The organism is Rothia sp. HSID18069, assembly GCF_003989155.1.
GTDB lineage: Bacteria > Actinomycetota > Actinomycetes > Actinomycetales > Micrococcaceae > Rothia > Rothia aeria.
This window is the reverse complement of the sequence record NZ_RBMG01000002.1, coordinates 212,445-225,220: the sequence shown is the minus strand read 5'-3', so window position 1 is coordinate 225,220 and position 12,776 is coordinate 212,445. Positions and strand designations below refer to the sequence as shown.

Genomic DNA, 12,776 nt, shown 5'->3' with positions numbered 1-12,776 from the left:
GTCTAGCGTAACGGAAACCAGCCGCCAGCCACCAGCAGCCCCGCAACTTCCGAACGCTACGCCCCCGCAAGCACCCGGGCACGGTGCGCCTCCCACAGCCTCTTCACACCCCACGCCACCCCAACAGCTACCGCGAAAGGCGCATACGCCTGCCAGTCTTGCCCGGCGAACCCGAGAATCAGGGCGCAGGCGCTCAGCGGGGCATTCATCGACAGGCTCAGGAAAGTGACCGCACCCAGCAGCCCGGCTATCCCGAGAAGTTCTGATGCATGAAGCGCTCCCGCGCCCGGTTGAAGTTGAGCTAGCGTCGGGAACACGAGGATTAGAGCGCCCGTAAGCACAAAACCGCAGGCGGAACCCAGGGCCAGCCCCGGTGTGAGCGTGCCCCCGTAGGCACCGTTACGCAGGCTCGCCACCACCAGGATCGCTTTGGCTGCCAGCAGCGCGAGAGCATAGAGAAGAGCCTGGCCTAAGGCGGTAGCGTCAAGCCTGCTGGAGCTCGAAGATAAACCGGATGCGGCATCGAAAATATGCTGGGTCAGCGGGCGGCCGTTCCCCAGAATCTCCGGCAGGAAAATCGAGGTCACCGCCACCAACGCAAGTACCAGAGGAAGCCGCCAGAGCACGTTCCGATTCGTAGTTTTGCGGCTCTCTGCGCGCTGAGACGCCGCCCGGAACCACAACGCCAGGGGAGCGATAGCCAAACCAAGAACAACCGCGAGCAGCAGCGATTCACCGGTGGTCTGCAGCTGCGGGACGGGGTAGGTGGGCGCATCCGAAATCACCAGATGCGCGGTGCAGGTTGCCACAAAAATCAGGACCGCACCCGTGAAAATATTGCGCAGCGACAGGGCTAAACCGAGAGCCTCAAACAGGAAAACAAAACCGCCCACCGGAACCTGGTACACAGCCGCTAAACCCGCCGCCGCAGCCGAGGCTACCAACACCGGGCGCACGGTCTGCGAAATGCGCATCAGATCCGCCAGACGCCCAGCAAACAGTGCGCCCAGCTCGCGCGGGGCAACCTCTTTACCCACCGGTGCACCCGCACCCACGGCCACAATCTGAGTGAGGCTGTGCAGGGTTTGCCGTAGAAATCCCGGGCGGCGCTCCTGCGGAGTTTCGCCGCTAATCTGCGCCTTAACGGACACCAGCTTAGTGTGCCGCTGAAGCGAAAACCAGATGATAGAGACCGCCGCGCCCACCGCGATCAGCACCAGCACACGTCGAACGGTATCGCTGTGATCCGTCACGATCGGATGCTCCGCCTCCGTATGCCCGAACGTGACCTCCTGCATGATATCCAGGAGGTAGTGCAGAATAATCGCCCCGCCACCGGTAGCCGCGCCAATCAGCACGGTGCACAGCAGAAGGTGGGCACAGCGAATCAGACGTGTTTTCATCGTTTTACATTCTAGCCGCGAACCGCAGCCCTTTTTTGTACCGGAGTACATGCGGGGAGCCGCCGGATCCGGTGTTGGATTGTATGCTAGATAACAAACCCTGTGGTGCGGGCGGAATGCGCCCCGCGACACGAACGAAGCAGACAGTAAGGATCGAAGATGACCGAACATATAGCATTCCTCGGCACCGGCTCCATGAACGGTTCCATCGCTGCCGGGCTCATCGCGGGCGGATACCCCGCAGAAGCCATCCGCGCCACCGTGCGCAGCAAAAACTCCATAGACCGCCTGCGCCATCAGTTAGGGCCTAAAGGGCAAGATGCCGTCGTGATCGGGTGCGAGCTCAAGCCCGAAGCCAACCGTGAGGCGGTCAGCGGCGCATCCGTAGTGCTGCTGGGGGTTAAACCCTATGGAATCGTCGAGCTGGCACGCGAAATTTCGCCCGACCTCGCCCCGGATGCACTCGTCATTTCGGTGGCGGCAGGAGTCACCCTCGATACGCTGCAGAAGGCTCTTCCTGCGGGGCAGCCGGTGATCCGCTGCATGCCCAATACGCCCTCAAGCGTGGGCAAAGGCGTGCTGGCGATCTCGGTGAGTGAGGCAGTGACTGAGAAGCAGCTTGCGCTCGCCGAGAAGATCCTAGAGACCGTAGGCTTGGTAGTGCAGGTGCGAGAAGATCAGATGGATGCGGTCACAGCTGTTTCGGGGTCCGGCCCCGCCTACGGGTTCCTGCTGGCGGAGACTATGGCGAGTGCTGGTGTGAAGCTCGGTCTGGATGAAGAGACCGCACAGAGGCTCGCATCCGCAACGATTGCGGGTGCCGGGTACCTGCTGGATAGTAACCCGGATGCCGCCGCCCTGCGTAAGGCTGTTACCAGCCCGAATGGAACCACTGAGCGCGCTATCAATACCTTTATTGACAAGGGACTTTTCGACCTCACCGAAGATGCGATGCGCGCCTGCGCCGCCCGCTCCGCCGAGCTGAGCGAGCAGTACACGGCTGACTAGTCACCCTGTCTGCGCCCATCCCTGCCTCTATTCAGAAGAGTTTTTTGCATTCAGAAGAGCTTATCGCTTCTGAATGCAAAAAACTCTTCTATATGCAAAAGGTGGGCACCTAATGGAGTAGCCCAAAATCTCGTAGGGCTTGCTCAAGTACCACCGGGTTGCGAGAACTTACGTGATGCCAGTTCACCCGCAGAATTCTCCACCCTTTTCGTAAAAGAGCGTTCTCCCGCTCTTTCTCGCGGTCAATTGCCCAGCCGTCAGGGTTCATCACCCGGCTTGTTTGCTTCACGCGCCCATCAAATTCGAGGATGACCTTCTGCTGTTCAAACCCAAAATCGCCAAAATACTCTCCCTCGTCGGTTCGCACCCGGTATTGTTCCTGGGGGTACAGCCCAAACTCATGCAACCTTAACCGTGTGAGGGTCTCTCCCGGCGAATCAGACTTATCGCTCATCAGCTGTGCGACCCTCCGTGCTTTAGCCGACCCTTTATGCGACAAATGGGTCAGAGCCTCATATAAGGCAGAACGCGTAACTCGGCTGCTTTTTCGCTGCCTGCTCAATGCCCCATCGGCAACAACCAGCGCTTCTTCTAGAGGTAAAGTTCGGGCGCACCCAATAACTGTAGAGAGCACATCGGTAGCTTTCACACCTCCGTAGAAGTAGGTGATGGGAGCCTCTAACGTGTGCCGATCTTGGTGGCTGGATATGCCTGAGTGCGGGCTTCCCGCCACTGACCTCACGTGAACTGTGCGCGGGATCTTAAGAACCGGTATCCCGTGCAGTATGGCGGCACTCAGATGCGTAAACACGGGATTTTCGCAAGATTTGGCGTACGCTATGACCCGTGCCAGGTGCTTCTCTTCCGGAGTCATCTTCTGCCACCGCAGGGTGCTCAGGTACTGGTTGTGGGCTAACCGGCGTGCATGCCCTTCACGAAGGAGCTGCTGAAGCCTCCGTGCCCCTATCCCTTCCTCTGATATTTGATAGCTGTTCTTAACCAGAGGGTATATGCGTTCTAACTGTTTACAACGTACACTGCTTTTGCTCATGACATATAGAGGACACGAATCTGAGGGTGTTTTCGAGGCAGTCCTGGCCATCCTGTGGATAACCTGGGTGGTTACCTGCGCCTCTGCACTATCCACAGGGGAACAGTCTCATGTTTAGGGGATTTGTGGGGCGTATATGACGCAATGTGAAGAGCCGTCTCATCCTATTCAGAAGAGTTTTTTGCATTCAGAAGCGATAAGCTCTTCTGAATGCAAAAAACTCTTCTGAATAGGCTTGGGGCAGCAGACAATGATAATGGCAAAGGTTAACGGTGATAGCGAGAGGCGCGGGGGAAGCCGCAGAACCTATGGGCGGGCAGCAAAACGCTCGATCAGCTCCACTTGCCCCGAGACGATAAGAATATCCCGAGAGTGAATGCGCGTGGAGGGGTCTGCGTAGGTGAATTCCTCCCCGGGGGATTTAATGCCCACCACAGACACCCCGTATTTGGCGCGGATATCCGACTCCGCTAGGGTGAACCCGTGAGTTTCCTTCGGCGGGCGCATCTTAGCGATAGCGAAATCATCGTCGAACTCAATGTAGTCCAATAGCCGCCCAGACACCAGGTGCGCGGCGCGGCGGCCCGCATCCGCCTCCGGGTAGACCACATGGTGCGCACCGATGCGCTCCAGGATTTTGCCGTGTGACGGGGTGATTGCTTTCGCCCAGATACGTTCAACCCCCAGGTCAACGAGGTTCGCGGTGATAAGCACGGATGCCTCAATCGAGGTGCCAACTCCCACAACCGCGGACCCGAAGTCGTTTGCACCCAGCTGCCTGAGCGTATCAATGTCGGCGGCATCGGCGGCTACCACGTGGGTGAGCAGGCCCGACCATTTCTGCACCAGCTCGGGGTCTTTTTCAACGGCGAGCACCTCCTGGTTCTGGGCGTGCAGCTGCGCGGCGGTTGAGGCACCAAACCGGCCCAAACCGATCACGAGCACGGGCGCATTGTGTGTATTAGCCAATGATGGGCCTTTCTTCGGGGAACTTGTAAAGGCGGCGGCGGGAGCGCAACGCCAAGGCGGTGGCGGCGGTGATGGTGCCAATACGCCCAATGAACATGAGAGCGCTGAGCGTGTAAATACCGGCGGGTGACAGCTCGGCTGAGAGGCCGTTTGAGAGCCCGCACGTGGCGTAGGCTGAGATCACCTCAAACAGCACCCTGCTTAGGGGCTGGTCGGTGAGCATCAGAATAACACCGGACCCGGCAATCACGATACCGGCACTCATCATGGTCACTGAGATGGCGATGCGCAGCACCGTGTCGGGGATAGTGCGGTTGAATGCCACCACAAACTGGTCGCCGCGTGCCTCCGCCATAATCGCCAGCATAATCACGGCAATGGTGGTGACTTTAATGCCGCCAGCTGTTGAGGCTGAGCCGCCGCCAATAAACATGAGCACGTCGGTAATGAGGCTGGTCACGGGGCGGATATCGTTCATATCGACCAGGTTGAAACCGCCTGAACGGGTCATGACGGAGGCAAAGAGCGCGCTGAGTATTTTATCCCCCGGGTTGTTCCCGCCGACAGTGCTCGGGTTATTCCACTCGGCTGCCCCCCAGGCGGCGGCGCCCAGTACGAAAAGCACGCTGGTGGTGACGAGTGTGAGCTTTGCGGTGAGCGTCCACCGGCTGGGTTTAAGCGGGTGCTGCTGCAACGCCATGAGCACCGGGAACCCCATAGCCCCCAGAAACACGGCGATACACACGGGGATGATCACGAAAAAGTCGTGGCCGTACGGCACTATCCCGTCGGAATGCGGCGTGAACCCGGCGTTATTAAACGCCGAGATCGCGTAGAAAATACCGTGCCACAGGCTGGTGAGCGGGTCTTCGCCCAGCATTAGAAAACGCGGGGTCAGCAGTAACGCTATGAACGCCTCGATACTGGCGGAGGTGTAGGCGACGGTGCGTACCACGCTACCGACCTCACCTAGCCGCCCAATATTGAGTTCTTCTTGGGCGATGAGCTTGGACCGCAGCCCCATTTTCCGCCCGGTTGCCAGGGCCAGCAGCGAGGTGAGGGTAAGGGTTCCCAAGCCACCGATCTGGCAGGCGCACAGGATAATGACCTGCCCGAACATCGACCACTGTTCGGCGGTTGAGACGGTGGTGAGGCCGGTGACGGTCACGGCGCTGGTGGCGGTGAAAAATGCGTGATGCAGCGGCGCCATTTGCCCGTCATTTGAGGCGATCGGCAGTAAGAGCATGAGCGTGAAGAACACGATAACCAGCAGGAAGGTGCTGATGGCGGTTCGTGCGGGGGAGGAGAGCACTTTCGCGTCGATAAAATCGCGCAGGTTCTCGTAGGTGCGGGCATCAAGCAGTCGCGGCTGGTGCGTGCTTGCCCCCGGTGCGGACGCCTCAACGGTGAGTGCCCCGCGCCGGGCGGTGCCGGTGTGGGTGCTGCGCGCATCTGTGGTTTTTCGGCTCGGCAGCAGACTATCGAGCAGGCCGTGTTTTGGGGGCGCGGGGGTGGTACGGGAACTGGGTGCGCCGGTGAACGGGGTGATGTCGCTGCTGTTCTGCTTGGGCAGACGCCACCTGCGTAGGGTGTGCTGGCGTTTGAAGAACTCACGGGAGGTGCGCAGGGCCTCGCGATTACGGTGGCGTTTGCGCCAGTGTGCGCGGATGCGCCGGGCGAGGCGTCCCATGGGTTCCTCCCTTCATGGTGCGGGTGGGTGCCGGTGTTAGGTGCGGGGTTTGGGCCGTGTAGGTTGTGTGGTTGGTGCAGACCCCTGAACGTGGTGGTACGGCCTCCTCTAGTGTATCCCCGATGGTGGTATTCGGTGGTGGTGTGGGGCGGTTTTTTCGCCCGCAACCTTCAACATGCAGTAAAACACATATTCTGTTTCAAGAATTTAATGGGCCGGGGTTGATAATGTCCAGTTAAGTGTGTGGTTTGGCGGCTATTGGGAACTGGCAAACTAGCGTATATATGACATAATCGATATATGCATGCAGATGTTTTTTCAGTGATTGCGGATTCGACCCGCCGCCGCATCGTGCGGCTGCTCGCCGAACAGACCCACACTGTTGGTGCGGTTGTCGAGAAACTGGGCATGAGTCAGCCAACTATTTCTAAGCACCTGAAAGTGCTGCGTGAGGCCGGTGTGGTGTCGGCCGTGGTTGAGGGGCAGCGCCGACTGTATTCGCTGAACCCCGAGGTTTTCACTGAGATTACAGACTGGGTGGATGGGATTTTGGAGGCTGCCCGCGCCTCAGCGGCAGCTCACGCCCCTGTTGCGCTTCCCGGTGGGGAGAGCTTTTCCCCCGCGTTCCCGGGCAGTTCCGTGGTGGTGGGCGGATTTACCGGTGCGCACCAGCATGAGGTGGTTGAATCCAGCGAGAAACTCGATATTCCAGCCGAGCTGCACATCCCCTCCGATGCTGAGGAAGACAATGATGAGGAACCCAGCGCGGAAGATAACGACGATACCGCCGCAGGCGGAAGTGAAGAGCCTCAGCGCCGCGTTGTGCCGTTGAGCTCGAATAACCCCAATATCCCGGCTGAGGACGAGCCCGCTGTGGAAGAAGGTGCTGACTCGCACCCCGATCCGGCTGTGGGTGTTGTGCTCAGCGCGAAAGCCCCCGAAAAGCCTGCCGAAACGGCAGAATCTGAGGGCCTGGATGAGGAGTTGGCCGGGAGCGAACAGAACGCCAGTGCCACATTTGCTGGTACCGGTGAAGTGAGCGAAGGCGTGGTGCCGATGCGCCCCTTCACCCCCTCCGCCTTTGCCTCTGACGAGGTGCCGCAACCTGATGAGGAGAAAGCACCCGTTGAAACTGCTGCGAAGGACTCCACGGACGAGACCCAGTCGGTGGCTCCTGCGGGGCGGGGTGAAGACGATGAGGTAACTGAGTCCTCTGCTGGCGTGAGCCCCTGGATTTCGGCAGGTGACGCCTCAGCCAAGCCTGCTGTATCGAATGAACCTGCCCGCGGTAAGCATGAGGCTATTGACACCAACTCCGCCAATGAGCAGCCTGCCAAGAATGAGCCTGTAAACGTTGAGTCTCAGGATGCCGTATCGGCGGCAGCTGACATGACCTCCACCACCGAGGATGCGCCCACGAAGAAGACGCACCACCACACGGGTGAGGACACGGCTGCCAGCGCCACCGAGTCTCGGAGTGAGCAGCAGACCGCCGGACTATCCGAGGTAAAAACCGGGCAGGATGCTGCCGATAGCCCGCGTACCAAAGCATCAACGGCGAAGGCAGGCCGGGATGCCTCATCCGTGGAAGCCGCCGCCGTGTCTAAGACCGTGAAGAGCGATGAAACAGCCCTGACGACTGACCCCGCTGACGGCCCGGACGCTGATGAGGATGTTGCAGCTCACGCGGATGATGCTGAACCCAAGAAGACTTACGCGGAGGGGAAGGGCACCGACCCCGAAGCGTCTGAGGATACCGAGGCAGCCGACACCGACGGCGCCTCAGTAACCGATACAGCCGATGCGGGTGCTGAACCCGAAACGGCCCAGACCGTAGAGCCCAAGGAGGCTCCCGAACCCACTGAGGAGCCGGTGTTCCGGCCGATCCCTCAGCCTGCACCGTATGAGCAGGTGACCGTTAAGGAGGAACCTCGTGGCCTTCTGGCGCGTGTCTTTGGTCGCCGACGATAGCGTGCCGCACCAGCGGCGCGCGGAGAGATAGCGAGTGGGGCGGGGCGTGCGCCCGTGTTCGCTTGATCATCAACTCATACACCTACCCTGATAAACCCTAATTTCCCGAAAGACGGAATCTACGTTGGCTATTCACCGTAAAATCCTCCGCTGGCTCGAGAACGAGCTCACTGAGGGCAACCTGCAGCTTGGCCAGGACTTGCCCGACGATCAGCGTATTGCCCGCGCGATTGGCTTGGGAAGAAGCCGTACCCGCGAGGGCTTGAAGACCCTCGAAGACATGGATCTGGTGCGCCTATACTCCGGTAAGGGCAAAGAGATCATCGCTCACCTGAACGAGGAGCCGGCGATGGCGGCAGCCGAGCCTCTGCGCCTGCACATGGCTGTTTCGCGCTACCCGAAACGTGACCTGGTGCAGACCCATATGCTTCTTGAAGGCTGGAGTGTTGCCAATATTGACCCCGGCGTCGCTGATTTCGGTGAAGTGGATGAACTGCTGGAGGAGATGCAGGAGGGTGGGCACCCTATCCGGGAGTTCCTTGACCTGTACCTGGACTTTCACCTGGAGCTGAGCCGCCTCGCCAATAACGAGCTGATTGCTGGGCTGCTGATTGCTATCCGTCAGCCGACCTTCGATGCTCTGCTGTCGCTGGCGGGGCGTGTGCCGCTGTGGAGCAGCACCATGGAGCGCCTGAACGCTGAGAACCGCGCGGTTCTTGAAGCCGTGAAGGACGCCGATTCCGCGACCGCCCGCAATCTGATGATGAACCAGATGCGCGGCCTGTTCGATGAGGCCGGGGTGGATTTGGACGAGTCGGCGGTGGCGCTTACGGGCATGCCCGGGACTTCGGATCTGCGCATGTTTGAGCCGGTTGATATTGAGGACGATTTCGGCCCGTTCCCGGAGGAAGGCCCCAGTTTCGGGTGGGGCTTCGGTGCGGAGCGGTTCGGCAACGCCCCTGGCGGCGCGCCGGTGCCTTCGTCCGGCTCTCAGCAGGCTCGCCGTGATACCTCGCAGCAGTCTCAGCAGCACTATGACGGGCAGCAGGGGCAACAAGAGCAGCAGTCTAATCTGCCGTTGAGCTTTGGTACGGCTTCCGGTCGTGCGGCGGCGGCGTTTACCCGCCCGTCTGAGGGTGTCCCCGCTGCTCAGGGCGGTAACAATGGCGCTTCGCAGCACCCCGAGAACGCATCTGGGCAACCGTATGAGGTTGATAATGCTGCCTCTGCACAGGTGCCTGACCAGTCAATGCAGCACGGCCCTGTGCCGGGTGGTGAGGAGCAGGGCGCAGCTCAGCCTACACCCGCCCAGGAGGTGCTGATTCAGGCCACCTCCGCGCTTCCGCTTCCGATTCAGCCGTTGCCGGTCGATCCTGATGCGTCTCAGCCGCTGCGTTTGACCGATGATGAGCCGCTGATTCAGGCCACGGCCGCTATTCCGCTGGATATGCGGGTGATTCCTGCTCAGGGTCTGCCCGAGAAGAAGCCCCAGCCCGCGGCGTCGGGTGAGGACGCCTCGAAGGCGGCCGCTAAGCCCGGCGAGACGCCCGCAAAGGCTGAAGGTGAACAGGCCGATAAGGCATCTGAGGATTCCCAGAAGCAGGGGTCTGCGACGAAGGATACGGGCAAGAAAGACGCCGAAGATGCTCAAGCTCAAAAGGCTAAGGGCGGGGCGCAGCCCGCAGCCGGTGATACTCCGGCTCAGCCTACCCCCGGTGAGGACAAACACGCCGAGGGGCAGAGCGGTAAGGACCAGCAGGCCCAAGATCAACAGTCTCAGGAGCAAGACCAGGCTAAGCAGCCCCAGGGTAAGCAGGCTGGCGGCAAGCCGGGCGGCTCACCTTCGGGTTCCGGGCAGAAGACCGATGCCGCTAAGGACGAGCAGAAGAGCTCGACTGAGGCTGTCCAGTCGCAGCCTGCACAGGGTGAGCAGAAGGGGCAGAGTAAACAGTCTGCCGATTCCTCGCCGCAGGGCCAGAAGAACCAGTCTGACGGTGCGCAGCAGGCTGATGGTTCCGCGCCGCTAAAGGATGGCGGCGCGCCCAAGGACGCAAAGGCTTCGGCGGCCCAAAAATCCGCTCAGCCCGATGCCCAGAAACCTGATGCCCAGACAGCTGGGGGTCAGAAGGCCGAAGCGAAGTCCCCCAAGCAGGGTGCTCAGGATGATCAGCAGAAGGCCCAGGACGCTCAGAAGCAGGGCGGTTCCGTCCCCTCTAAGGGTAAGGACGGGCAGAACGGTCAGCAGGCAGCCGACAATTCGGGCGGTTCGTCTGCTGCGCAGCAGAACTCTAAAGAGCCTGGTGCTGCGCAGAAAACACCGCAGCCGGATGCTTCAGGGGTGAACGGCTCCGCCGGTAAGGATGCTGCTTCCCCCAAGAGCGGCGAGCAGAAGGCCGAGAAGGCAGGCGAGCAGACCCAGGGAACTTCAGCGCAGGAAAGCTCAGCACAGGAGAACCCGGCACAGCAGAAAGAGCCAGCGCAGAAAGATTCGGTGCAGAATAAGCAGGACGCTAAAGCTGCACCCCAGAAGCCTGCCGGACAGGAACCTGACGCGCAGGGACCTGACGCGCAGGGACCCAATAGTGCCGCACCAGAAACTGATAATGGTGCGGGCGACAATCGTGCGGATACTGCCGCCCAGAACGGTGTGAAGCGCAACCCTGGCCCGCATGATGATCAGGGCAGCGCCGAAAAGGCCGGTGCTGCACAAACTGATGCCGCTCAGGCTAATACTGCGCAGGGCAGCTCTTCACCGCAGGACTCCGCCCAGCAGGGCGGTCAGGCCCAAGGGCCGCAGTCCGCTCAGCCTGCTCAGGCCGGGAATCCTGACGGGAAGCCGCAGGAGTCTGCCTCGGGTAGTGCCCAGCCTGCCTCCTCACCTGCTGAAGGCCCGAACGGGCACGCTGGTTACGCAGGCGCGGCTAATACCCAAGGACCCGCTGCGAACGAGCAGCCCGGGCCGCACCCTGTAGCGGGTCAGGGCACAGCGCAGGAGCAGCCTCAGCAGGAGGTGCTGGGGGCTGTGCAGTCGCTTGATGGGCAGCAGGCGCGCCCTATTTCGTCGCTGGAGAATCCGCAGGCTATACCCGCCGCACCGGATAACGGTAACGGGCAGGCTCAGCCGGATGTGCCGCAGCAGGTGCAGAACCATGCCCCCGTTCAGGAGGCACAGGGCCAGGAAACCGCACCGGACGCGCACAACCCACAGAATCACTGGGATAGTGCTGCCCCGCGCACCGGTTCCACACCCGCCCAGCAGCCCCATAGTGGGCCTCACACCGGGCAGTTTGGGGTAAGCGGGCCTGCCTCGGCTGGTATCCCTATTCAGGGGCGTACCGGTCTGAAACCCAAGCTTCCCGAAAACCCCGTGGAACGTAAGGATGCTGAGCAGCGCCGAGTGGCTGAGGAAAACTTGGCGCGCGCCGCTGAGGAGCGGGTGAAGGTGATTCGTGCCCATTCGCCCTCCGGGGCGGGCCGCCGTCACGGCCAGATCATCACGCCGGTGCGTGCTGCTGTGGCGTCTCCCTTTAGCCGCCCGGCCAACGGGCTGCAGTACCCGAGCGCGGTATCGTCACAACCGCAACCACAACCGCAACCGCAACCGCAACCGCAACCCCAGCCTGGCCCCGCAGCTCCGGCTGCTGCCGACACCGGTAATGCTGAGGCCCCGAACGGCGCCGTGAACAGCACGCCAGCTGATGCTCTTGGCGTTGAGCACGCCCCGGAGGCTCTGGCGGAGCGGCCGCTGCCGCCGGTTGAGGTGCTGGCGACCACTCCGATTCGTATCGTTCCCGCGAATACGAGCGGAACCCCTATGGTGGTCAAGGATGAGCGGTCCACGGATGAACGTGCGCCCGAGGAGCACGCCAGCGCTGAACGTAAGCAGGGCTGGCTTAGCCGCATGACCCGCTATTTGGGGTTGAGCTCGCGCGAGCAGGAGCAGGCTCTTCAGCAGCAGAATAACCCGCAGGATTCGGCGCATCAGCAGAACACTGCGAACCACAGTCAGCAGGTGTCTGCCTCCCCGCAGGGGGCTGCGGCAGATAACTCTGAAGGCGGCACCTCAGATGCCGCTAACCCTGCTGATGCGAGCCAGCACAGCCAGCAGTAGCTGGCGCAGCCAATAACGCAAACACGCGGGCGTACCCTCAAACTGGGTGCGCCCGCGCAGCGCGTTAATGCCCAGGCATACCGGCATATTCTGGGGGAGGTGCGGGCGTGCGGGAAAATTTTCTTGTGTGTGTGCAGGGGGCTGCTACCGCCTCTGCGGGGTCTTTGGGGGATGGCTCCTCATCTTTGGGTGCGTCGGAATGGTGCAATGCGGTGTTTCCTAGTACTCTAGGAAGGTAGCGTTCTCAAAACGCTGGGGCACTGCTGTGCCTAAAATGCCTTTTAGAGCGTTTATACCGGTATAAACACCCCGGGTAGCTACCGCACCGAATGGGTGCGGCCGGGTCTAGCAAAGTGAGGAAATCCTATGGGTTCCGTTATTAAGAAGCGCCGCAAGCGCATGTCCAAGAAGAAGCACCGTAAACTGCTTCGTAAGACTCGCCACCAGCGCCGCAATAAGAAGTAAACAGTAGCTTCTGTGCCCCGTGCCCGGTAAGGGTTGCGGGGCATTGTGCGTTAATGAGGGCTGACGTGGGCTATTAGCGGCGGCTGTTGAACGCTAGTAGACTGGGAG

8 protein-coding genes are annotated in these 12,776 nt (G+C 60.9%); 4 read left to right on the top strand and 4 right to left on the bottom strand.

Features of this window, described 5'->3' with window-relative positions; genetic code table 11:
* Window positions 1-56: 56 nt before the first annotated feature.
* Entirely contained in the window at window positions 57-1,403 is a 1,347-nt protein-coding gene (locus tag D8M41_RS06830; RefSeq protein WP_006888242.1) for a chloride channel protein, read from the bottom strand.
* Between the two features lie 159 nt (window positions 1,404-1,562).
* Between D8M41_RS06830 and proC the strand changes: the two genes are divergently transcribed.
* A complete protein-coding gene (proC, locus tag D8M41_RS06825; RefSeq protein ID WP_006888139.1) occupies window positions 1,563-2,411 on the top strand; it encodes a pyrroline-5-carboxylate reductase in 849 nt (282 codons plus the stop codon).
* Between the two features lie 109 nt (window positions 2,412-2,520).
* Here the strand turns inward: proC and D8M41_RS11940 are convergent, their stop codons facing one another.
* The 3 genes from D8M41_RS11940 to D8M41_RS06810 form a co-directional block, all read right to left on the bottom strand.
* Window positions 2,521-3,060: a DUF559 domain-containing protein gene (locus D8M41_RS11940; protein WP_231375371.1), complete on the bottom strand. Its 540-nt coding sequence runs from the start codon at window positions 3,058-3,060 to the stop codon at window positions 2,521-2,523.
* A 708-nt stretch (window positions 3,061-3,768) separates the two neighbouring features.
* A complete protein-coding gene (locus tag D8M41_RS06815; RefSeq protein ID WP_037232489.1) occupies window positions 3,769-4,431 on the bottom strand; it encodes a potassium channel family protein in 663 nt (220 codons plus the stop codon).
* Complete coding sequence (locus D8M41_RS06810; protein WP_023133741.1) at window positions 4,424-6,121, bottom strand: TrkH family potassium uptake protein; 1,698 nt, start codon at window positions 6,119-6,121, stop codon at window positions 4,424-4,426. The genes D8M41_RS06815 and D8M41_RS06810 overlap by 8 nt, the downstream gene beginning before the upstream one ends.
* Before the next feature lie 300 nt (window positions 6,122-6,421).
* On the opposite strand from D8M41_RS06810, the gene D8M41_RS06805 reads away from it, so the two are divergent.
* From D8M41_RS06805 to D8M41_RS06795, 3 genes are all read left to right on the top strand, one after another.
* Complete coding sequence (locus tag D8M41_RS06805; protein WP_023133742.1) at window positions 6,422-8,092, top strand: metalloregulator ArsR/SmtB family transcription factor; 1,671 nt, start codon at window positions 6,422-6,424, stop codon at window positions 8,090-8,092.
* Between the two features lie 124 nt (window positions 8,093-8,216).
* Window positions 8,217-12,203 (top strand): FCD domain-containing protein, encoded by a 3,987-nt coding sequence (locus D8M41_RS06800; RefSeq protein ID WP_126926647.1) that lies wholly within the window; start codon window positions 8,217-8,219, stop codon window positions 12,201-12,203.
* 366 nt (window positions 12,204-12,569) lie between these two features.
* Complete coding sequence (locus D8M41_RS06795; RefSeq protein WP_005504750.1) at window positions 12,570-12,668, top strand: 30S ribosomal protein bS22; 99 nt, start codon at window positions 12,570-12,572, stop codon at window positions 12,666-12,668.
* Window positions 12,669-12,776: the final 108 nt, after the last annotated feature.